Raw genomic sequence first — 24,505 nt, 5'->3', positions numbered from 1 at the left:
CATATTTAAAAAAAGCCACTCATTTGAGTGGCTTTTTTTATTGTTTTTTACTCCAGTTATCTCGAAGTCCAACCGTTTTGTTAAAAACAAGCGTATCGGTGGTCGCGTCATTATCTACAGCAAAGTAGCCTAAACGTTGGAACTGGAATCTATCTCCGATTTTTGCCGTTTGAAGACTTGGTTCCACATATGCGTTAATAATTTCCAGTGAATTCGGGTTTAAGAACTCCATAAAGTCTTTGTCTTTATGACTATCTGGCGCCTCATCTGAAAACAAACGATCATAAGCTCTTACTTCTGCTTTTATAGCATGATCAACAGAGACCCAATGTAATGTTCCTTTTACTTTACGCTTACTTTCTTCAGTACCGCTTCCGGATCTACTTAATGGATCATATGTACATTGAACCTCGATGATGTTTCCGTAATCATCTTTTGTGCAACTTTCAGCTTTAATAATATAAGCGTTCTTTAAACGAACTTCTTTACCCAGTTTTAATCGAAAAAATTTCTTGTTTGCCTCTTCTCTAAAATCTTCTTTTTCAATATAGAGCTCTTTAGAAAAAGGAACTTCTCTGGAGCCTGAATTTTCATCTTCAGGATTATTCTCCGCAATCAATAGTTCTTCTTGCCCTTCAGGATAGTTTGTGATTACCACTTTTAACGGATCTAGAACCCCCATTACACGATTTGCAGTTTTATTGAGGTCTTCACGAATCTTAAACTCCAGCAATGCCACATCAATAACATTTTCTCTTTTTGAAACCCCTACGGTTTCAATAAAATTTCTAATAGAAGCAGGTGTATATCCACGTCTTCTTAACCCAGAAATGGTTGGCATTCTTGGATCGTCCCACCCAGAAACTAAGCCATCTTCTACTAAACGCATTAATTTACGTTTACTCATAATGGTATAACTTAAGTTTAAACGAGAGAATTCTCGCTGCTTAGGTGGATTTGGGAAATCAGATTTACTATATTCAAAAACATGATCTCTAAACCAGTTATATAAATCTCTATGAGGCTTAAACTCTAATGAGCATAAAGAATGTGAAATTTGCTCTAAATAATCACTTTCTCCATGTGTCCAGTCATACATTGGGTAAATATTCCAATCATTTCCTGTTCTGTGATGTTCTTTATATAAAACGCGATACATAATTGGGTCACGCAGCAACATGTTCGGGCTTGTCATATCGATCTTGGCACGCAAGATATGCTCTCCCTCTTTAAAGTCACCATTCTTCATGCCTTCAAATAACTGAAGGTTCTCTTCTACAGAACGATCTCTGAACGGACTGTTTGTCCCTGGTTCTGTTGGCGTTCCTTTTTGTTGTGCCATGTCTTCAGATGATTGACTATCTACATAAGCTTTGCCATCTTTAATCATCAATATTGCCCAATCGTACAACTGCTGAAAATAGTCAGAAGAATATAACTCATTCTCCCACTGATAACCTAACCAAGAAATATCTTCCTTAATTGCATCAACATATTCCTGTTCTTCTTTGGCAGGATTGGTATCATCAAAACGCAGATTTACTGGGGCATTGTATTTTTCGCCCAACCCAAAGCTAATACCTATAGCTTTTGTATGACCAATGTGCAAATACCCATTTGGTTCAGGCGGGAAACGAAAACGTAAATCCTCTTTAGGCATTCCATTCGCTAAATCTTCTTCAATAATTTGCTCAATAAAATTAAGCGATCTTTTTTCTTCTGACATGGTGTCCAACTAAAATTGAAAGGGCAAAATTACGGAATTCATTACGACTATAAAAGGTTTATATTTGTATCCTGATATGGGTAAAATACAAGTAAACAATATAAAAATCTATGCTTTTCACGGCTGTTTAGAGGAAGAAGCTAAGATCGGATCAGAATATCGTGTTGATCTTGAGGTTAGAACCGATTTGACAAAATCATCTATCTCGGATGAGCTTACAGATACTGTTGATTATGTTCACTTGAATTCGATTGTAAAAGAAGAGATGGTTATTAGGTCGAAGTTGCTGGAAGAAGTTGCAAGAAGAATTTTAGATAGAATACTAAAAGAATTAAAGATGGTTAAAAGAGCCACAATAAGTGTTGCTAAAATTAACCCGCCTATTGGAGGAAATGTAGAAGAAGTAGTAATTATACTGTCTAAAAAACGGAAAGCTTAAAAAAACTTGTTTTAAAAGATAAATGATGTAAATTTGCAATCCTTATTGGGTGTCGTGGCCGAGTGGCTAGGCAGTGGTCTGCAACACCATCTACAGCGGTTCGAATCCGCTCGACACCTCTAAAAGCATCTTGATGATCAAGATGCTTTTTTTATACCACCATTTAACGATAAAAATGAACCATTCGTCGAGGTTCTGTATAGATTGAACTAAAGAAAAAAGAAGTTCGATATTTATTCTTGACTTTTGTACCCGAAAACAAAGAACTCTCAAATTGAAAAAAATGACCATACTTCTTATCGAGGACGATGAGATTGAAAGAATGAAATTTAAGCGGGTGTGTGATAAAAATGATTTTAGTCACACACTTATGGAAGCTTCTAATGGAGAAATCGCCTTAAATATTTTGAATGGAGATAAATTTCCTGATTTAATTCTGTTAGATTTGAACATGCCCAAAATGGACGGCATTGAGTTTTTAAAGAAATTAAAAGATACAGAGGCATTAAAATTTATTCCGATTATTGTGTTATCGACATCGAACAATTACAATGATGTGAAACAATGTTATGAAATAGGAGCTTCTGGATACATGATAAAACCATTGCATTTTGAAGAGTATAAGCAAAAAATAGTTTCTCTTATAAAGTATTGGGAGTGTAACGAACTAATTACCGATTAATAATGAAAGGAATAGTATTTACAGAGTTTTTGGAATTAGTCGAAACTAAGTTTGGGATAGAAATGGTTGACGAGATTATTGAAGTTTCCAATTTAGAGTCAGGCGGCGCATATACCTCTGTAGGAACGTATAAATTTTCTGAAATGTTATCGTTATTAACAAATCTTAGTGAGCGAACAAACATTTCTATCAACGATTTACTTAAAGTATACGGCCATCATTTTTTCAGAGTTATTGAAGATAGTTATCAAGATATATTAAAAATGTACAAAGGACCGATGGATATGATTTCTTCTATTGAAAGCCATATTCATGTCGAAGTGCGTAAAATATACCCCGATGCAGAATTACCACGATTCATCATTATAGAACAAACCGAAGAAAAATTGATCTTGGAGTATTTTTCTTCTCGATCTATGTACGCTTTTGCTCATGGATTAATGGAAAAAACCTTCCAACATTACAACCATTCTGCGACCATCACTTACGAATTAATAAAAGATGATGGTTCTCATGTAAAGTTCGTAATTTTGAAAGATGCAGAACCCCAAACTTAACATATTAGAAAAGGCATTAGCTAGAGAAAAAAAGGCCAGAAAAGAAGCCGAAAAAATCTTAGAAGAAAAATCTCTCGAACTATACGAAAAGAGAGAAGAACTAGTATCCATAAATGAGAATCTTGCTAAGGTTATTGATCAGAAAACCATTGAGTTTAAAGGAATTTTCGACAATATAATAGATTCTTATATCCTTATGGATCTACATGGAAATGTATTAAAAATGAACAAACCTGCAGTGAAATTCTTTGGGTTTGACATTAAAAAAGAGCGTTTCAACGTAACTGACATCATTTATGAAGAAGATTATGAGTATGCATATGAATCTTTTTATAGGTTGATTAGCCAAGGACACTTTAGTGATTATCAAGCAAGAATATATACGAAATCAAGAGAAATAAAATGGGTGCAGATTAACTCGAGTATTGTTACAGATACAGAAGGTATCCCCACATTTGCCCATGGTATTGTAAGAGACATTACAGAAGCGAAGGAACAACAAGTAGCATTTGAAGAACAAAAGCAACAATTAGATGCCATCGTAGATTATTCATCTTTAGGGATTGCTTTAAGTGCCGAAGACGGAAGTTTTTTAAAAACAAATAATGCTTTTCAAAAATTACTTGGCTATAATCAAGATGAATTTTTTGAGCTAAAGATTGCGGATATTTCATTGCGGGAAGATGAGAAGGTGACTAAGGAAAACTTGACAAAGTTAAGCAAAGGCGAAATAGAGCATTTTACGATCAATAAAAGATACAGAGCAAAAAGCGGAAAAGTTATTTGGGCAAAGACAAGCGTAGCTGCAGTTAGAAATGCAGACCGCTCTATTCGGTTTAGGGTAGCCTTGATAGAAGATATCACGGAAGAACTAAAAAAGGGAGCTCTTTTGGAAGCGTTAAATAATCTAATGTCTTCTATTTTAGGTAAAACAAATATTTATGAGATTGCCTGGGAAATTACACAGAAAACGATTGGTTTGCTTGGTTTTGAGGATTGCGTGATTTACTTATTAGACAAAGAAAAAAGAGAGCTGGCTCAAATTGCTGCATATGGAGACAAAGTATCTTCTGAAAAAGAGGTGCTGAATAGTATGAAAATTCCATTAGGAGGAGGGATTGTTGGTACGGTAGCTAAAACTGGAAATCCAGAGATTATTCCAGACACAAGTAAGGATAAACGATATATCATTGATGATAAAATGCGTTATTCTGAAATATCGGTTCCTATTATCGCCGATGGAGAGATTATCGGTGTTATTGATTCTGAGCATACCAGTAAGAACTTTTTCACCAAAGATCATTTAGAAACATTGAAAACAATTGCCGGACTTGCTGCAACTCAGTTAAAGAATGCATTGAGTTTAAGATTGCGAGAAGAAGCTGAAAAACAGAAAGAGATTTTGTTGAAAGACCTTACAAAAAGCAATCAAGAGTTAAATGATTTTGCTCATGTAGTTTCACATGACCTTAAGTCACCGCTGCGTAGCATGAATGCTTTAGTATCTTGGCTACAAGAAGATTGTTCAGACTCTTCAAATGAAGATATAGATACAAACTTCAATTTGCTCTTAAAGAAAATTGATCGAATGGATCTCTTGATCAACGGAATTTTAAGTTATGCCAGTGTAGATAAAGTAGAAAAGAAGGATAAGCCCATTGATTTAGAGGTTTTGGTTAGAGATTTACTAGATACAATTCATGTACCAGACCATATACAGATAGAATTCAAGGCTAAATTGCCTGTAGTAAAGGCAGATTCGTTTAAGATGATCCAGCTGTTTCAAAATTTGCTGAGTAACGCGATCAAATATTCTGATAAAGAGCGAGGAGAAATTAGTATTGATTGTATTTCCAAAAAGCATGAATGGGAATTTCAGATCAAGGATAATGGAATGGGAATTTCGGAGAAGTATTACGAGAAGATATTTAAAGTATTTCAGGTACTAGAAGAGTCAGAAGAGTCATCAGGCGTAGGGCTATCTATCGTAAAAAAAATTATTGCATTTTACAATGGAAAGATATGGTTAGAATCTAAATTAAAACAAGGAACAACGTTCTTTTTTACATTACCAAAATAAAAATGGATACACCGAATTTAAATTATATTAAAGAGCTTTCAGGAGGAGATAAGCAGTTCGAAACAAAAGTACTCTCCATCTTAACGGAAGAATTCCCTAATGAATTAGACCGCTTCTTATCTAATTATAAGAAAAAAGATTATAAAAAAAGTGCGGAAGACGTTCACAAATTAAAACATAAAATTAGTATATTAGGGCTTGTAAACGGCTATCATGTAGCTGTGGCATTTGAAAATGAATTGAAATTAGAATCGGATAGTTTATTCGGTTCGTTTATGGAAGTCATGGAACAAATAAAATTGTTTTTAAAAAAAGTTAACCCCTCCTAACGATGAAATGTTTAATAATAGACGATGATGCAACTGCAAGATTAATTGTACGTCAACTCTGTGATGGGTTTGACAGTATAAGTATTGTTGAAGAATTTTCTAATGCGATCGATGCCATGAAATTCTTAAACTCTGATGCTTCAATCGATGCCATATTTTTGGATATTCATATGCCTAGTTTTTCGGGATTTGATTTTATTCAAACATTGAAATCTCCACCTAAGATCATTCTTACTACTTCTGATAGAAATTTCGCTTTAGATGCATTTGAGTATGATTGTGTGGTCGATTATTTGGTCAAACCAATTACAAAAGAACGATTTGACAAGGCTATAGGGAAGTTAAAGAACTTTAAAATGCCAAATCAACAAGATAGTTCTAAAGCAAATACAGATACTGAGAGTATAGACGAACTATATGTAAATGTAGATAGAAGATTGGTAAAAATTAGTTTCTCTGACATCAACATTATTGAGGCTAAAGGAGATTATATCAAGATAAAAACCAATGATAAGAGCCATATCGTTCACTCTACATTGAAGAAAATTGAAGACAAACTACCCAATGAGACATTCTTGAAAGTACATAGATCTTATATCATTAATTTGTCCAAAATTATTGATATTGAGGATAATAGCGTGCTAATTAAGCAAGACATCATCCCAGTTAGTAGATCCAATCGAAGCGAATTAATGAAAAGATTGAACTTGCTATAACACTTTATCTATTAATACTTACTTCCCGTCTAACTTGATTTCCCTTCGAGCGATTTAAATTGACCAAAACGAAGGGTCATGACTACTTTTACTGTCATGAATCTAAGGAAGTTACATAGCATATTTTTTCTTGCAGTATCCATTACTAGTTATGCACAATCAATAGACATTATTATTGATGAAGCAGAACAACTATTTGCAAAAACGAAAGAGTCCCTAGTATTTCCATCTGTACCTACAGATAAAGATGATATTCAGTTTTACTACCCGACTGCATTAAATAAAAATGTAAATCTTCTTGAAAGTGAACTTAAAGAATGGCAATCCAAACAATATAAAAAGGATATTGGGCTCGTTTTTAAGACAACCGCCAGATACAACTTTAGAGATGCTATTGAAGAAGAGACCCAAAATTATTTGAAAGGAAGTGTTCGAGGGGAGTTAGAATGGAATATCCTTAAGATGGGATACGTATACAATAGATTAAGAGCAAAAAGACTTCAGAATGATATTGAAGTTTTAAATATAGAAAGTGAAAGAAGTCAAAAGATACTATGGAGAAGGCAATTTAGAATCGACTATAATTTTATATTGAATAAAGAGGTACTGCAATTACTTGAGAGCTTTTTGGTATTTGAGAATGAATATTTTGATGTGCTCAACAGTATGTATTTTCAAAAACTAATCAAAAGAGAAAGACTGATTGAAGTAAGCAATCAAATAGCGGTAATAAAATCGCAACAAAAAATACTATCGAAAGAAAATGAGATGATCACTGACAGTGTCTCAGTTCATTTTATGAACGTTACGAAACTCCCATTGGTAAAAATAGTTTTAGATAGTGCCGCTATTTTTCAAGATGTAGAAAAAATAGACTTTAAAGAAGAGAACGTACGGTTACAACATCACCCGATGAATGACTTGAATTTATCACTATATGCAACTCAGAATTATAATTACTCTACAAATACACATAAATTTTTTCCATCTGTAGGAATTCGATTTCGTGCGCCGATTAGATTCAATCACAGAAAAAAGATCATAGAAACTAAAATCAAGATCTTAAAAGCGCAAGAAGTTGACAAATCTGTAGGGAAATATAATAACTCAATTACCTATGTAAGTGAGTACAACGAAAAGTTAAAGGATTTACAAAATCAATATAAAAGCTGGCATATTTTAGAGGAAAGGATACGGATTCTGAAAGTATTAAAAGAAGAATTGAACAATGCGGAAACGGGTCTATTATTACTGGAGTTAGTAGAAGAACAATTTAAAGTTCTTGAAAATACACTTCAACTAAAAAGACAATTGTATCAGGTAATAGCGCACCTATTTGAATTAAATAAATCAATTGAAATTCAAAATTTTGTACAACCGTTCCAATTCGAAATTGAGAGGAACCAAGAGGTTTTTTGTTTGCAGAAAAGTGAGCAGTACTCTTTAGCGTTTCAACTGGCATTTTTAAGAGCAAAAAAGATTAAAAATATTACGGTGCTATCATCGGACAAATCAATACAAGAACAATTAAAGAAGAAAAATATCTCTTTTGTTCTGGTTGATTCTGTAAAAGGAATACGTTTAGATACGTACATACGACAAGAAGTACAACGAATAAAAATATAGCGTTATGAATAAATTTAGTTATACAAAAGGGAAGGCCATTATTAGAACATTAAAAGAGCCGAAGGTTAAAAAGAAGAAGTTGAATTTAGACAGGATACTTTTTATACTGATTATTTTAGCATTATGCTTTTGGTTATTAAGTTTTGTATACAATAAAACAGTATGGATAGAGGGAAATGGGCAAATGCTTATGGAGAAAGTTGATGTGAATTTTACGAATGACATTAGGGTAAAAGAGATCTTTATTAATGAAGGAGATACTGTTTGTGTGGGTAGCAGATTGTTTAATTATTATCAGGATGATTTTGACAGTGACGCATCTTTGGTCTTGAAAAATTTTGACAGAAAGGAAAAGCAGTACACGAACCTTCAAGATCTTATCAAAGAGATTTATTTAAAAAGACTACAACTAAAAAGCTTAAAAGAAAGATTAGCTTTTTTGAACGAGCAGGAGAAAAAAGCTATAAAACTTATTTTACTAGATGTATATACCAAAGTTAAGTTAGATGCGATCATTCAGCAGAAGATGTTGTTAGAAAACCAAATCAATTTGTTGAAAAATGAATTATATTTTTTAAGGCTACAGCGAAAAAATATTAGCCCGGATACGACGATAAGTGTTGGAGGGGGCAATTTCGGAAACTCTTATATATCTCCAATTGAAGGAGTGGTAGGTCAGATATTAAAAAACAGTGAAGAGTCTTGTTACAAGGCTGAAAATGTAATGACTATTCATGATGTAGAAAAAGTTTTTATAAAAGCCTACTTTGACTTAAAGGACCTGGCGCACGTAAAAAAAGGAAGTATCGTTTTAGTTGAATTCCCTGACAAAACAATATCAGAAGGAATCATAAATAAACTATACATATCTACGTATAAAGCACCTACCGAATTTCAGAAAAAGTATGAACCCACCGAAAGAAATATATTGACAGAAATAGTCCCTTTAGATAAAGAGCAAGTCCCTGAATGGGGTAAGTTCTACAAGCTGAATCTTAAAGTTAAGATTGGCAAATTATAAGTCTCGATCAAAAACCTCAAGAATCTCTTGAGGTTTTTTTATGAAGGCAATAGAAATAGCCGTATCGACGAAAACCATTCGTCTAAACTTGAATCCCATTTATCTACAAAACAAGTATTACGAGCTAATAAGCTGGTTACATACAAGGACTCTGCGCTAATTTAGCAGTATAAAGAAAGATAAACCTTTAAAACAATATATTATGAATCTAGCAAGTTACAGACCAGCAGAAGTTAAGATTAATCAATTTCCAAAATTAGCATATAAGAAAAGTCAACTTTTCGATAAGCTAAAAAATAAATCCGAAAATATTGCTGTAGTAGGATTAGGGTATGTTGGATTGCCACTTGCAGTCCATATGGCTTCAACTTTTAAAGTAGTGGGCTTTGATGTTAATAAAGATAAAGTATTACAATTAATACAGCATAAAGATCCTTGTGAAGAATTAGACGCTTCAGAGTTTGTCGGAAAAGATATCAGTTTTACTGCAGATGACAAGATTTTAAGAGAAGCAAAGTTTTATATCGTAGCAGTACCTACACCAATAGATCATTTAAAGAAACCAAACCTTACACCATTGCAATCGGCAACAGCTACGATCGCTAAATATCTTAAAAAAGGAGATTGTGTTGTTTTTGAATCCACGGTTTTTCCAGGATGTACAGAAGAGGTATGTGTACCAATTTTAGAGAGAATTTCTAGATTAAAACTAAACGAAGATTTTACAGTGGCATATTCACCTGAAAGAATTAACCCTGGAGATACAGAACATACATTTACAACGATTAAAAAAATAGTATCTGGGAGTAATGATGATGCATTGAACTTAACGGCGAAAGTATATGAGTCTGTGGTAACAGCTGGTATTCATAAAGCGCCAAGTATTAAAGTAGCAGAGGCAGCTAAAGTGGTAGAAAATATCCAAAGAGACGTAAATATTAGTTTGATGAATGAATTGTCACAAATTTTCAGTGTCTTAGATGTGAATACCAAAGATGTATTAAAAGCAGCAGGAACAAAATGGAATTTCCATAAGTATTATCCAGGGCTTGTAGGAGGACACTGTATCGGGGTAGATCCTTATTACTTAATTAGTAAAGCTAAAGAACACAAGTTTACACCAAGGCTTTTAGAGCAGGCTAGAGCTACCAATGAAAGTATGATTGGACATATTGCAATGCAGTTAGAAAGAAGATTGTATAGCAAGAGATTTAGAGGAGAAAAAGTTTCTGTATTAGTTAAAGGAATTGCCTTCAAAGAAAATGTAAATGACATCAGAAATTCTAAAACTGCGGAGTTGTGCTTGGAGCTAATAAAAAGAGGATATGAAGTAGTTGTACAAGATCCATTGGTAGATGCTGATGAAGTAAAAAGGCATTATGGTATTGATGTAGTAAAAACACCAGTAGGAAATTTCGATGCTATTATGTTAGCAGTAGATCACAAGAACTTTAACCACTTGGCATATTATGATCACCTAAAGAATGGAGATGAAGAAACTGTGATTTTCGATGTAAAAGGAAATAAAAAAGACCAATTTCCAGAGAATATTTATATGTCTCTATAAGAAATAACAAAACTAAAAAAGTATAACCGTGTTAAATCTACTAAAACATAATGCTAACTCAAGAAAGATCATCAAAGAAGGGTACTCTCTTCTTTTAGTCTCTCATGTGAACGAGTTAAGACAAGAATCACTAGAGTATCTAGATGGGTTTGTAGTAGATACAGATAGTGTTTTGCATGCGAGAGAGATCTTAATGCATATAAGAACCCAAGACAATATTCAGACAAGCTTGTTGCCGATCTTTATTAATAGTGTCTATAAATTACCACAAGAAATAGTGATTCATTCTGATGGCCTTATAGAGCTTACCCAGCTAGGATCCTATATGCAAAGAGTGGTAACTATTACAAAAAGGATTCAAAAGGTAACTGCACCAAAATTAGTGGCGCATGACACACTTATTCAATTCAAAACTTTAGCGTACAGTTATACCAGAAATGTAGACATACAACCTAAGCCAAGTAGAAAAAGTTATATAGGCTACGAGTTTCCGTTCATTTCTTTGTTTTATAAGGATACCGAAGTTGTACCACTGTTGCAGAACTTGGAAAAAGCAAAGCAATTGAATTATCTGTCATTCCGGTTAGAAGATTATGTACACTTATGTAAAGGTTGTTCAGGGAACTACTTGAATTTCAGAGAATGCTGTCCAAAATGTGACTCGATAGACATCAAAGCTCACGATATGGTACACCATTTTGTATGTGCACACGTTGCTCCAGAAAAAGACTTTAAGGTAGAAGATGGGTTGGAATGCCCTAAATGCGATAAGCATTTAAGACATATAGGAATCGATTACGATAAGCCGTCTACTATTTACTCATGTAATACCTGTAGTCATGAGTTTCAAAATGCAAGAATGAATGCATTATGTCTGGACTGTGGAACAGAGAATGAGCTAGATGAGTTACTAGAAAAGGCAGTGGGATCCTATATGATTACTCAAAAAGGAGAGCAGTTATTGTTTGAGTCTAAGAAAAATTATATATCGGGAAATGTAACTTCTATAGACAAAGGAAGTTTAAGCCTAAATTTGTTTAAGATTATCCTTAATCAAGAAGTTCAAAGAATAAAATCTACCAACGGACATAGCATATTTGCAAAGATTGAATTCCAGAATGACGAATTACAATTGCTAAATGTAGATGTTAAGAAGGCACTGATCAAAGAAATAGGAGATATTATAAAATCGTATTTAAGAGAAGCAGATATTCTCTCGGCCGAGCGATTCAATAAATATTACTTAATGTTACCAGAGACGAAAGAGAATCAACTAGAAAGATTAGAGAATATACAATACAACTTGTCTAAACTTCTATCAGATAATTTGGCCGATACAGAGCAAATCATAAAAATAGTAACTCATAAAATCCAGCCAACAGATGCTATTCAACAATATTTCGCATGATCTTTTTAAGCACACATGATATAATGCCAGAATATGTTAACTATTGGTTCGTGGTTGGTTTCCAAAAGTTTTTACGCGTATTCTGGTACTTTGTGATTTTCGAATTCACAAGGTATATTATCATCGATTATATCATTGCAGGAATATTTCAACTGACAAGAAAATCTAGAGAAGAAAAGTTTAAAAAAGCGAAGGCTGCATTGTTTACAGAAAACCCTTTTGTCTCTGTTATTATCCCTGGAAAAAATGAAGGGAAACATCTATACAAATTAACAAGATCACTGGCAGAACAAACTTTTAGCAATTTCGAATTGATCATTGTAGACGATGGTTCTGACGACGAAACACCGATTATTGGGAAGAACTTAGAAAAACTTGGACTTATCGATATGTTCATCAGAAATGAGATGAGGGGAGGAAAGGCCTCTGCTGCAAACTTAGCGTTACGTTACAGCAAAGGAAAATACATTGTACATTTAGATGCTGACTGTTCTTTTGATAGAGATGCCATTGAGCAAGTATTACTCCCTTTTTTCATGGATGAGAAGATCGGTGCTGTAGGAGGAAATGTAAAAGTGAGGAACTACAAAGATAGTTTATGTGCAAAGTTACAAGCAATAGAATATTTAAAAACTGTTTCCATTGGGCGAATCGTTACTTCATATTTAGGCATTTATAAAATTATCTCAGGAGCCTTTGGTGCTTTTCGAAAAGATGTGATTGATAGCATCGGAGGATGGGATATTGGTCCAGGTTTAGATGGAGACATTACAGTGAAGATTAGAAAATCGGGATATAAAATATATTTTCAACCTAAAGCAGTGTGTTTGACCAATGCACCTTCAAAATTCAAAGTACTAACCAAGCAAAGGTTGCGATGGGATAAATCCATTATCCGATTTAGAGTTCGAAAACACAAAGATGTATACTTCCCGAATGCGAATTTTAACTGGCTCAACTTCTTTTCACTTGCCGAGAATGTTTTTTACAATGTAATATTAGACCTCATGTGGTGGATATATATTATTGATATTATGGTCAACTATAGTAGTCAACTGCAATTCATCATCCCTATGAACTTTACATTATACTTTGTAATGTCTTATGTGCAAATGTTTAGTATTTATGTTTTTTCGGAAAGAAGAAAGGAAGAATTGTACTTATGGCCTTATGTAATTTTAATGACTATATACACAGGTACATATCTTCGAATTGTTAGAACAATAGCATATTACAAAGAATTTTTCTTCAAGAGATCTTATGAAGATGTTTGGAACCCTTACAAGTCATCTATACAGGCGAAACGAGCTGGATTATAGACGAATAACGTTACGATTCCATTCATCTATAGAACAACGTTATTTGACGAAAAGAGATCTCAAAAACCCAGTGTTCATAGTAGCTTAGTTGCATATTTAATAACTAAAAAACAATGAACATGTTACTAAAATTATTAACACAACCAAGCGGTCAAAGCTTTCTAGAAATAGCAGGTATTGCAATTGTATCGATGATAGCATTTTATGCGATGATCAGATTGGTACAATTCGCAAAGAATAAAACAAGAAAAATAAAACGAATAGAATATAATATGTATATGAAATACTCTAAAGCCTTAATGGCTAAAATGTTGATTGTATCTGCAATTATAGGATGCCAATCCAAGTTAGAGGATATTGACACTTTAGAAACAGTAGAAGCCCCAGAACTTCCTTACAAGATCAATAACAATAGTGGTGCACTAAGTAGTCGAATTACGTATGTAAATAGAACTGCTACCATAGAGCCACTGGTTAGCGGATTGAATACAGACAGAAATGGATCTGATGTAAATGGAACTCAGGAAATGTATTATTGGGAACATGTGGCCGAAGTTGCTCCCCTGGTAATTGAAGGAGTAACGTTGAGTGCAACGCACATTACTTTAAATGATAATAGAGCATATGTAAGTTATCATAGACAAGGAAATAATCATAAAGGCGCGGTGGAAATAATTGATTTATCCAACGCTAATTTTCCAAGTATTGTAAGTCAGGCATGGTTTACAGGTTCAGATATCAATGCAGTGACATCCGGATTTACCAACAACTCTTCAAATTTAAAAGTATGGTTGGCTATGTCCGATGCAACGCACGGAGCGCAACTATATGAACTAGAAGCCACAGGAGATAATTTTACCGAGAGCTTTAGAAGAGTAAATCTATCAAATATTATAGACGGATCGGGTGTTTCGGCATCTGCGAATGGAATAGCAGTAACCAACAATTATTTATATGTTACCTCAGGAAAAACACATGGAGGAACGGTTCTGTTGAATAAAAATAGCCTATCTGCATTGGATCATGAAAGCTATAGCGATGCAAAATATGTGGCTGTTAACGGAGGAAATAATGGTTCCGGAGTAGTGAGTTTGGTGACAGGAGATAATGCATCGATAAAAGTAGGTACTGTAACAAATGATATGAACACCACTTCTTATGATATTGGATCCATATTCCATCAAAATGTGGTGGAAACCTATAGAGGGAAATCTACTATGGAGTTCTCACCTTTAGACAATAAGCATTTATATATCGCAAAAGGAAAAGATGGGATTGCTATGGTAAACATAACAAATGGAAACATCTTGAATGAATCTAAAGGAACGATGTTGGTTGTTGGAAATACAAATGGAATATCAACTGATGGAGATTATATCTATGCAGCCAATGGTTCTGATGGAATTTCAATTGCACCTCACCCTAATTCAGGAGAAGACATCATGCCGTTCTTTCATTGGGATATGGATGAAGATGATGCATCTGCAAACTATATTATTGCCGATGGCGAATGGGTTTTTGTAGCTAAAGGCGGTGGAGGTTTTAAGATCTTAAGAAAACGTACAAAAGATGAATACAAAACGATTACAACGTATAATAATATGGGAACACCAGATGGTTTGGAAGAAGATGTTGAAGTGTGTAGTGAGTTGTTGCCAAATATCTATGCGAACGTATTACCCGAACAACAAAACGCAATGACTGCTCATCCTGAGTATTTTGCAAATACTGTAAAAGACCTTCGTATTACAGAAGAAACAGAATTATACATGACATTTATTGATGAAGGAGCTGGATATAAAAATGTATTGGGGTATTATACCTATCAAGAAGGAAATGTTCCTACTAGTGAAGATCAATTAGATAAAATTGTCATTTTCCCCAATGCTTCTGCACAGGGTTCAGGGGGTGAATTGATACGAGGAAATACAATGAGGCTTTTAGGAACGTTCCAGCCAGGAACAGTGGTTGGTTTCTTTGTAATTGCTAACGGATGGAGGAATGGGTCTATTACAGACGGATATTATTCTCAGCACACCGATATTGCATACAATTTAAGTGGAAGACAACAAAGTATTATCTTCTATGATCAGACATGTAGCTCTATAGTAATTGCATTTGAAGATATTACAGTACCAAATGGAGATAATGATTTTAACGATGCTATTTTTGAGATTAGAGCATCAAACCCAAGTGCTTTAGAGACGGACACATTTGTACAAATTAATGATTAAGAAAGAAAGAGTAACGAGCCCATTGAACTATTTCTTTGGGCTTGCCGCTTTTCAATACACATAAGGAAATGTGCTATTCATCGAAGTTTTTATGTCGTTGAACGAAAACCATCTATAAAAGACTAGAACGATAACTATTTTTGAGTATGATTTTAAAAGTGATTTTTTATCTGTATCTAGAAGTTTTTACCTTATTTTTTACATCGGCGTTATTAGGAATTATGTATGTAGTTTCAAAAGCCAACTATAAGAAGAAAAGAGAGTTACGATTAACAGAATATAAAATGTATTTAAAGCTATCTGACTCTTGTACAAGAACCGGACATTAAATAGGTTAAATCTTTACAGTAGTTAAAACCGTTCATCGAAGAAAAAATACCATTCGTCTAAATGAAGTCATAACTGGACGAAAACAAAACAAGAAAAGGAGAAAAATAAGTTTCTTTATAGAAGAAAATAATAAATAGTAAAATTTGGGGGAATTTTATAATTATTAAAAAAAGAGCATTCATATGAATGCTCTTTTTTATTATACCAGTGTCCAACTTCTTTTTTAAGAGTTTCATTAACAAAAAAGTCACCTTTTTTCTGCATATTTGTTGTCCATGAAAATTTACCCAATAGAAACCGGAAATTTTAAATTAGATGGAGGAGCAATGTTCGGCGTTGTACCAAAATCTATTTGGCAAAGAACAAATCCTGCAGATGCTAATAATTTGATCTCCATGAGTATGAGATGTATGCTTATCGAAGATGGGAATAGGTTGATTTTAATAGATACTGGATTAGGCGATAAACAATCTGAAAAATTCTTTGGTTATTATTATTTATTTGGAGATGATTCTATGGATATATCACTTGCGAAACATGGATTTCATCGAGATGATATTACGGATGTTTTTCTAACACACTTACATTTTGATCATTGTGGAGGAGCGATTCAATGGAACAATGATAGAACAGGTTATGAACCCGCCTTTAAAAATGCTAAATTCTGGAGTAACTCAAATCATTGGCAATGGGCAGTTGAGCCAAACCCTAGAGAAAAAGCATCTTTTTTAAAAGAGAACATACTTCCGATTGAAGAGAGTGGTCAATTGAATTTTATTGGTCAAAACCCCACAAATGAGATAGGGTTTGACGTGCTATTTATGGATGGGCATACCGAGAAACAAATGTTGCCTAAAATTACATATCAAGGGAAAACATTGATTTTTATGGCAGACTTGTTACCTACAACGGGGCATATTCCATTACCATATGTTATGGGATATGATACAAGGCCGTTATTAACAATAAAAGAAAAGGCAACTTTCTTAGATGAAGCTGCTGATAATGGATACTTCTTATTCTTAGAGCACGATGCGTATTCAGAAGTATGCACCGTTAAGCATACAGAGCGAGGAGTGAGACTTAATGAAACATACAAATTTAATGAGATATTTAACTAGAATGATTATGAAGAGTTTAAAACAGATAACATATCTACTGACAGGGCTAATTTTAGTAGCGGGATGCAAAACAGTAAGTAATTTACCGGTACCAAAAGGAAATCCAGTTGCTATTAGTGCAGTGGCAAAAAAAGCAGCGCTAACTGAAAATGTAAAGCAAGGTTGGGGTCATTTAGACTTGTTAAAGGATTCTATTCCTGGAATGAGTTTAGATAAGGCATATGAGTTTGTGCAGAATAAAAAGGGAGTTACTGTTGTAGTGGCAGTAGTGGATTCTGGAACTGACCTAGAACATGAAGATTTAAAAGATGTGGCTTGGGTTAATCCAAAGGAGATTCCAGGAAATGGGATTGATGATGATAAAAATGGGTTTGTAGACGATATTAACGGCTGGAACTTTTTAGGCCCTATTTATAAAGAAAATGCTGAACTGTATCGAATTATAAAAGATTCGACTATTGTCGATAAAGCTACCTATAGTAAAGCTAAAATGGCGTACGACAAGAAAATAGCAGAAGCGTCTAAGAATAAAGCTAGATTTGGACAAATATTGCAAGCCGTGAATTTTGCAAATGATAATATATCTGAGAAGTTAGGTACTAAAAAGTACACAAAAGAAGATTTGAAGAAGATTGATGTTAGCTCTAGTCAAGTTTTATCGCAAAGTGTGGCCATCGCAAATCAAATGTTCGATCTTGGATTAACTTCCTTGCAAGAAGCTATAGATGAATTAACAGATTTGGTTAGCAATGCAGAGGATCTTTTAGGGGAAAAAGCCATTAAAAAGGAATACAGAAAGGTTTTAAACAATAATGAAAACTCAATGGCAACCAAAATTTATGGCGATAATAAATCTGGTCATTCCGAAAAAGATGAATCTCATGGTTCACACGTTTCTGGTATCATAGGTGCGTCAAGAAATAACGGAAAAGGAATGAATGGAGTCGCTAAAAATGTAAAGATCATGGCAGTTCGTGTTGTTCCTGACGGCGATGAGTATGATAAAGATGTTGCGCTAGGAATTAGATATGCTGTAGATAATGGCGCTAAAGTGATTAATACCAGTTTCGGAAAGGGATATTCCCCTAAAAAGGAATGGGTATATGAAGCCATTCAATATGCAGAAAAAAATGATGTTCTTATTGTAAACGCAGCAGGAAATGACGGTAAGGATATTGATGTAAGTGTATCCTATCCTAATGATACGCCAGACATGAAAAATGAAATTGCCGACAACTTTTTAACAGTAGGAGCAATGAGTGCGAACTACAATGAAAAGTTACCAGCATCATTTACGAATTATGGGAAAATAAATGTAGATGTTTTTGCTCCTGGCGTTGAAATATATTCAACAACTCCTGAAAATGAATATGCCTACAAAAACGGAACCTCTATGGCTGCTCCGTCTGCTGCGGGTGTGGCAGCATTAGTTAGATCATATTATCCGCAATTGTCTGCAAGTCAGGTGAAGCATGTTTTGATGAATTCAGGAACTAAAATCGATTTAGAAGTGGTACGACCTGGCTCAGTTTCTAGAGAAAAACCAGATGGTGAAAAAGTGAACTTTTCTGAATTATCTGTTTCTGGAAGAGTTGTGAATGCATACAATGCCTTGAAGATGGCAGATCAAATGGTTAATGGAAAATAATTATCAAATAAGTATATAATGAAAAAAATAGTAATCTTAATTGCAAGTGTTGTTTTAATTGCTTCTTGTGCAGCAAGCAAAAGTAATTCGTCAACGACTACCAATGTTGCAACAAACAATGGTAATTATTGGCAACAAAGAGTTAAGTATACCATGGATATTGATATGGATGTAAAGAATTATCAATACAAAGGAGTACAAAAACTAGTATATACCAATAATTCTCCGGATGAATTGACCCATGTATACTATCATTTGTATTTCAACGCATTTCAGCCGAATTCTCAAATGGATATTCGATCTAGAAATATCATGGATCCAGATGGACGTGTAAAAGATAGAATCAGCAAATTGTCTCCATCAGAGATCGGATATATCAAGGTGAATTCTTTAAAACAGAATGGCGCGTCAGTATCGTATGAAACTGTAGGAACTATATTGGAAGTGAAATTGAATCAGCCTATCAAATCTGGAGAGAGTGTTACTTTTGACATGAATTTTGATGCTCAAGTACCGAAGCAGATTCGTCGTTCAGGACGAAATAATAAAGAAGGCGTAGCATTGTCAATGACGCAATGGTACCCTAAGATGGCGGAATACGATTTTGAAGGTTGGCATACCCCTCCTTACATTGGGAGAGAATTTCACAGCGTTTGGGGTGATTTTGATGTAACATTACACATAGATAAAAACTTCGTGGTCGGAGGTTCAGGATATGTACAAAATCCGCAAGAAGTCGGACATGGTTATGAAGATAAAACTAAACCGTTAAAGAGACCAAATACGAATAAATTAACTTGGCATTTCACAGCACCAAATGTACATGATTTCACTTGGGCTGCGGATCCTGACTATAGCCATGATATTTTTAAGATGACCAATGGAATAGATCTTCATTTTCTATACAAAAAGAATCTAGATGCAAAATATATCGAGAACTGGAAGAAATTACAGTCTAAAACAGCAGAAATGATGACCTTTTTCAGTGATTACGTTGGACAATATCCATACAAGCAATACTCTGTAATTCAAGGAGGTGATGGAGGAATGGAGTATGCAATGTGTACTCTAATTACTGGAAAAAGATCATTCGGAAGTTTATTTGGTGTAACGGCTCATGAGCTTGCACATACCTGGTTTCAGTTTTTATTAGCAACAAATGAAAGTAAACACCCTTGGATGGATGAAGGATTTACTTCTTATATTTCTGCAAAAGCAGGGAATCAGATTTTGAAAAGAGGTAGAAAAAACCCTCACGCAGGATCTTACAGAGGGTACTATGGTATTGTTTCCAGAAGTATGGAAGAGTCTCTATCTACACATGCAGATAGGTATAATACAAACTATGCTTACGGAACAGCTAGTTACAGTAAAGGAGCTATCTTCTTGGCGCAGTTAGAATATGTTATAGGGAAAGAAAACGTGATAAAAGGACTTAAAAAGTATTTTAATGACTTTAGTTTTAAGCACCCCACTCCAAACGATGTAAAAAGATCGATGGAGAAAGTATCCGGAATTCATTTAGATTGGTATTTAAATGAATGGACACAAACTACCCATACGATCGATTATGGAATAAAATCTGTGGATGGTTCGAGTATAACATTAGAAAGAATTGGTCAAATGCCGATGCCTGTTGATGTTGAAATAACCTATACGGATGGTTCTAAAGAACAATTTAATATCCCATTAAGGATGATGAGGGGTCATAAGTCTACTTCAGCGACCATACTAAAAGATTGGACATGGGCTCATCCGACTTATACATTTAAGGCAAGTAAAACGGTAAAATCAGTTGAAATAGATCCATCTAAATTAATGGCTGATATCAATCAAACGAATAATACGTTTGAAGTAAAATAACAACTTTAGTAAGTATAAAAAAGGGCGAGGTGAAAACCTCGCCCTTTTTTATCTTCATGGTTTAATAACCGTAAGCTTCAAATAATTCTTTTACATCATTTGGCTTAGCAAAAAGGAAGTTTTTCGTGTACAACGCATTTTTTAGATCGGTTCCAGATTCTACCTGCCCATTCAGCAAGTTGAAAATATCTTTTTCCGTGACATAAACGTTGTCTGTATTAGGGTCGTTAATATCTGTAGTTCCTCCAGAAGCATGCCTTCTTGTTGTATCCATGCTATCATCGCTAATATCCCAGAATAAACCGGCTAAAAACCAACCTTGATATCCAGTAGGATTTGCCATAGAATTAAAATCGATTCCGTTAGTGTATGGAGTATCTTTCATGATAAAGTTGTCCATTGCAACAGCTTCTGGATCAGTATGAGGTGCGGTAGGAGTATAGTAGTGAGAAATTATTTTGGCTTCCATGTAATTAGCATACCCTTCAGCTAATGCTATTAGCTGCCCTCCATAGGTAGAAGGTTGCGTACCGTCAAGATATGGGTCTCCTGATGCAACAATATTATCTGTTTCTCTTCGAACAAGTCTGGACCAAAATCCTCCGCCAGCTTTTAATGCATGAATGTAATGAGTAGATTCATGGAATACATAAGAATCTATTACCTTGGTATCAACGGAATTATAGTTAAAGATAAGATCAGGATACAGATGGCTGAGAGTTAAGTTTAAGATAGCTGTTAGTGGTACAGATATAGGACTCAGCCAACCGAACCAAGAAGTATAGAGTGTATTCATAGTAACTGACCATGTATACTTATTTAACATAGGAGCAGCTCCTGAATTACTGGGTTTTGCAAAAACCCAGACATTTGCATTTGCAACTTTTGTTGTGATATCATTTTCATCCAAGTAATCATTGAATTTTTCAAAACCTAAATGCGTAGTACATTTGTTCCACTTCGATCGATCCGATGTGTTAATATACGTTGTCTTATTGTTGTATTTGCTGTAAAGGTCCACGAAATACGTACTCACATGCAAACCTGTTACCTGGATACCAGTAGTCCGTATCGTTGCAGATTGGTTTCTCCATGTTGAATGTACATAGGTTTTTATACGAAAGTCTTTAGGAGACACATAATTGCCATTTTGATCTGTTTTAAACGTATATTTTATAAATGGAAACATAGTGAACGAAATTGAAAGCTGCGCATTTTTAAAAGGAACGTAACTCATTTTATCCGTATCATAAACCTGAATATTTCCTTTGGGAGTATACTTAGATAATCCCAATAACTTCAGAATGGCCCCAAAAATACTCAGCTTTTCAGAATCTAACTCCATAGCTTCTAGAATGGCAGGGTCGTTTACCAAATATCGAGACATGTCTTCAAGTAAATTATCAAACATTGTATCCCCTTTTGGAAGATAGAGTTCTGCAATCTCCTGATTTGGAATATTCGGAATATCGATGTGAGTTGGAATGCTTGCGTAAAAGACAGGGTAATTTTCATTTGTGGTATCCGAATCCGTATAATCTTCACCAAACTGAATAATTTGATAATCCATGGGGTATGCGCTCACAGTCACTTCTTCATTGTTAACCATTTGAAGCATTAATTCTAAATGTGTGTCATTTGACGGGAAAAATTTCATATAGCTATGAGTTTTCTCAACATTGGCTGGTGCATTCTTTAGTGCTTCAGAGATTCTTTCATCTTCGTTCTGGTGATCTCTTAATGTTTGTAAAGCGACATTTATATTCTTTACTGAGAAGGGGTTTTCAAATCTCTCTCCAAGAATTAATTGATCTCCTTGAGGAACATCAGATACCTTTGAGGTGTTTTGTATAGATAGTTTTTCGTTTGTTAAAACTTCTTCTTCAAGTAATGGATCATTACAAGAGAAGATCATAGAAACTCCCAATAAAATAGGAATCACTTTCTTTACTGTTTTCTTCGTATTCATTTTTTGTGTTTTTAGTAAGATCGATATGTAATACCGATAGGTTATATCTAAGTAGTATCGTTTGATAAGTTTTATTACCCACAAAAAATCATAAAAAAAGCGAGGTGAAAACCTCGCTTTTTTTATATAGATAACTTGCAATTATAAAAGTTCGTTAATCTGTTCTTTTGGGAAAACACCATTAAGCATTAGAATAACTCCAAATACGATCAGTATAATACCCATTACTCTTTTAATTCTATAAATAACCAAGGGAGTCATTCTTTTCTTTAGTTGTTTAGCCAAGACAATTTTACCAATATCTGTCACAAAATAACTCACAATAATAATGGTAAAGTAGTAGAAAATATGTGAAGGGTTCATGTCTAATTTAGGACCGATAACTACAATAAGGCCAAGCCAAAAAGCCAAAACTCCAATATTAATAAAGTTTAAAAAGAAGCCTTTGAGAATCAATTTGAAGTAATTGTTGTTTTGAGGAAGGTCCATAGAGGCTTCGGCTTCCTTTTTCCCAGATTTGTCTAAATAAGTAATCAATCCATATATGATTAAGATCAACCCTCCAATAAAAAATAGTCGAGGATCATCTTTAATTTGCTCTAATAAATGCCTACTTCCATAATAAGCGATAACAATAAAAGCAACATCCCCAAGAATAACTCCGGTATTAAAAGCAATAGCTGCTCTTGCACCTTTTGTAATACTTGTTTGAATCAACATAAAAAAAACAGGTCCTATCATAAAAGATAAAAAGAACCCTAAAAGAATAGCATTTTTAATGTTATAAAAATCCATATGCTCAAAGATACAGGTTTTTAAACATCATCAAAATCAATGCTAATTTTTGGAGTCGTTGGGTGTGCCTGGCAGGCTAAAACATAACCATCAGCCACTTCAGAATCGGTTAGAATACTGTTTTTTGTCATAACCGCTTTTCCTTTTGTCACCTTTCCTAAACAACTACTACAAACGCCACCTTGACAAGAGTATGGGGCATCAAGATCATTACGCAATGAAGCTGCTAAAATGGTGTCTGTCTGTTGCATAGTGAATGTAGTTTCCTCGTCATCTAGAAATACAGTAATCTCCGAGTTGCCTTCTGTGATTTGAGCTGTATTCTCTTCTTCAACCGATGCTGTAAATAATTCAAATAAAATAGCATCATTATCGAAACCACAACTTTTAAGAATATCTGAGACAGAATGAATCATTTCTTCTGGGCCACATAAAAAGGCGGATTCGAAAGAAATATCCTTGTACAGATTTTTTACATAATAATTGGCAATGCTCTCATCGATTCTTCCATTTTTAGAACCGTCAATTCGTTCTCTACTATATACATAGTGGAGGTTAAAATTGTTTGGAAAATCATGTTGTAATACATCCAATTCATTTTTAAAGATGGTATCTGCCTCCGTTTTGTTTCCGTAAATTAATGTAAAAGAAGCGTTCACACCTTTCTCCAAAACCTCTTTAACCATTGACATAACCGGAGTGATTCCGCTTCCAGCGGCAAAACCAATATAATTTTTATTTGCTTCTGAAGATAATACGAATTTGCCTTCTGGAGTATGTACATCAAGTGTATCTCCTGCCTGTAATTTTGTGGTTGCGTACGTAGAAAATGTTCCGTTCTCAACTGCTTTAACCGCAACTTTTAAGAAGCCGCTTTTTGGAGAAGAACAAATAGAATATGCCCTTCTTATCTCGGTTCCATTAATCTCTTTTTTTAGAGTTACATACTGACCGGCATCAAAAGAAAAATCGTTCTTCAAGTGCTCAGGGATGCTAAAAACAATAGAAACCGCGTCTGCGGTTTCTTTGATAATATCTTGTACTGTTAGTGTATGAAATGTACTCATTGAGTGTT

19 protein-coding genes and 1 tRNA gene are annotated in these 24,505 nt (G+C 34.3%); 16 read left to right on the top strand and 4 right to left on the bottom strand.

Annotation, left to right across the window (positions count from 1 at the left end):
- Positions 1–37: 37 nt before the first annotated feature.
- On the bottom strand, positions 38–1,726 hold the full coding sequence (locus tag RQM59_RS02220; protein WP_349240426.1) for a glutamine--tRNA ligase/YqeY domain fusion protein: 1,689 nt from the start codon (positions 1,724–1,726) through the stop codon (positions 38–40).
- 76 nt (positions 1,727–1,802) lie between these two features.
- On the opposite strand from RQM59_RS02220, the gene folB reads away from it, so the two are divergent.
- From folB to RQM59_RS02140, 16 genes are all read left to right on the top strand, one after another.
- Positions 1,803–2,165: a dihydroneopterin aldolase gene (gene folB, locus RQM59_RS02215; RefSeq protein ID WP_349240425.1), complete on the top strand. Its 363-nt coding sequence runs from the start codon at positions 1,803–1,805 to the stop codon at positions 2,163–2,165.
- 48 nt (positions 2,166–2,213) lie between these two features.
- Positions 2,214–2,284 (top strand) — tRNA-Cys (locus tag RQM59_RS02210).
- Positions 2,285–2,448: 164 nt separating this feature from the next.
- A complete protein-coding gene (locus RQM59_RS02205) occupies positions 2,449–2,847 on the top strand; it encodes a response regulator (protein WP_349240424.1) in 399 nt (132 codons plus the stop codon).
- A gap of 2 nt (positions 2,848–2,849) precedes the next feature.
- Positions 2,850–3,404, top strand: coding sequence for a heme NO-binding domain-containing protein (locus RQM59_RS02200; RefSeq protein ID WP_349240423.1), 555 nt, complete (start codon positions 2,850–2,852; stop codon positions 3,402–3,404).
- Entirely contained in the window at positions 3,385–5,484 is a 2,100-nt protein-coding gene (locus tag RQM59_RS02195; protein WP_349240422.1) for a PAS domain S-box protein, read from the top strand. The genes RQM59_RS02200 and RQM59_RS02195 overlap by 20 nt, the downstream gene beginning before the upstream one ends.
- A 2-nt stretch (positions 5,485–5,486) precedes the next feature.
- Positions 5,487–5,813 carry an Hpt domain-containing protein gene (locus RQM59_RS02190; protein ID WP_349240421.1) on the top strand — a complete coding sequence of 109 codons (327 nt, stop codon included), beginning with the start codon at positions 5,487–5,489 and terminating at the stop codon, positions 5,811–5,813.
- Positions 5,814–5,815: 2 nt separating this feature from the next.
- Complete coding sequence (locus RQM59_RS02185; protein WP_349240420.1) at positions 5,816–6,529, top strand: LytR/AlgR family response regulator transcription factor; 714 nt, start codon at positions 5,816–5,818, stop codon at positions 6,527–6,529.
- A 78-nt stretch (positions 6,530–6,607) separates the two neighbouring features.
- Positions 6,608–8,155: a hypothetical protein gene (locus tag RQM59_RS02180; protein WP_349240419.1), complete on the top strand. Its 1,548-nt coding sequence runs from the start codon at positions 6,608–6,610 to the stop codon at positions 8,153–8,155.
- Between the two features lie 4 nt (positions 8,156–8,159).
- Positions 8,160–9,176 carry an HlyD family secretion protein gene (locus RQM59_RS02175; protein ID WP_349240418.1) on the top strand — a complete coding sequence of 339 codons (1,017 nt, stop codon included), beginning with the start codon at positions 8,160–8,162 and terminating at the stop codon, positions 9,174–9,176.
- 202 nt (positions 9,177–9,378) lie between these two features.
- Positions 9,379–10,743 carry a nucleotide sugar dehydrogenase gene (locus tag RQM59_RS02170; RefSeq protein ID WP_349240417.1) on the top strand — a complete coding sequence of 455 codons (1,365 nt, stop codon included), beginning with the start codon at positions 9,379–9,381 and terminating at the stop codon, positions 10,741–10,743.
- A 28-nt stretch (positions 10,744–10,771) separates the two neighbouring features.
- Positions 10,772–12,151 carry a TackOD1 domain-containing metal-binding protein gene (locus RQM59_RS02165; RefSeq protein ID WP_349240416.1) on the top strand — a complete coding sequence of 460 codons (1,380 nt, stop codon included), beginning with the start codon at positions 10,772–10,774 and terminating at the stop codon, positions 12,149–12,151.
- Entirely contained in the window at positions 12,148–13,470 is a 1,323-nt protein-coding gene (locus RQM59_RS02160) for a glycosyltransferase family 2 protein (RefSeq protein ID WP_349240415.1), read from the top strand. Before RQM59_RS02165 ends, RQM59_RS02160 begins: the two co-directional genes overlap by 4 nt.
- 113 nt (positions 13,471–13,583) lie before the next feature.
- Positions 13,584–15,704 (top strand): DUF4114 domain-containing protein, encoded by a 2,121-nt coding sequence (locus RQM59_RS02155; protein WP_349240414.1) that lies wholly within the window; start codon positions 13,584–13,586, stop codon positions 15,702–15,704.
- 605 nt (positions 15,705–16,309) lie between these two features.
- The gene (locus RQM59_RS02150) at positions 16,310–17,155 is read left to right on the top strand and encodes an MBL fold metallo-hydrolase (RefSeq protein ID WP_349240413.1); all 846 of its coding nucleotides are present in this window, start codon (positions 16,310–16,312) and stop codon (positions 17,153–17,155) included.
- A 7-nt stretch (positions 17,156–17,162) separates the two neighbouring features.
- Complete coding sequence (locus tag RQM59_RS02145) at positions 17,163–18,803, top strand: S8 family serine peptidase (RefSeq protein WP_349240412.1); 1,641 nt, start codon at positions 17,163–17,165, stop codon at positions 18,801–18,803.
- Between the two features lie 18 nt (positions 18,804–18,821).
- A complete protein-coding gene (locus RQM59_RS02140; RefSeq protein WP_349240411.1) occupies positions 18,822–20,666 on the top strand; it encodes a M1 family metallopeptidase in 1,845 nt (614 codons plus the stop codon).
- A gap of 61 nt (positions 20,667–20,727) precedes the next feature.
- On the opposite strand, the gene RQM59_RS02135 is transcribed toward RQM59_RS02140, so the two are convergent.
- From RQM59_RS02135 to RQM59_RS02125, 3 genes are all read right to left on the bottom strand, one after another.
- A complete protein-coding gene (locus RQM59_RS02135; protein WP_349240410.1) occupies positions 20,728–22,635 on the bottom strand; it encodes a hypothetical protein in 1,908 nt (635 codons plus the stop codon).
- A gap of 141 nt (positions 22,636–22,776) precedes the next feature.
- A complete protein-coding gene (locus RQM59_RS02130; protein ID WP_349240409.1) occupies positions 22,777–23,430 on the bottom strand; it encodes a LysE family translocator in 654 nt (217 codons plus the stop codon).
- Between the two features lie 20 nt (positions 23,431–23,450).
- Entirely contained in the window at positions 23,451–24,497 is a 1,047-nt protein-coding gene (locus tag RQM59_RS02125; protein WP_349240408.1) for a 2Fe-2S iron-sulfur cluster-binding protein, read from the bottom strand.
- Positions 24,498–24,505 lie beyond the last annotated feature (8 nt).

Source organism: Asprobacillus argus (assembly GCF_032248395.1).
GTDB classification, from domain to species: domain Bacteria; phylum Bacteroidota; class Bacteroidia; order Flavobacteriales; family Flavobacteriaceae; genus Polaribacter; species Polaribacter argus.
This window is presented reverse-complemented; position numbering and strand designations above follow the sequence as displayed.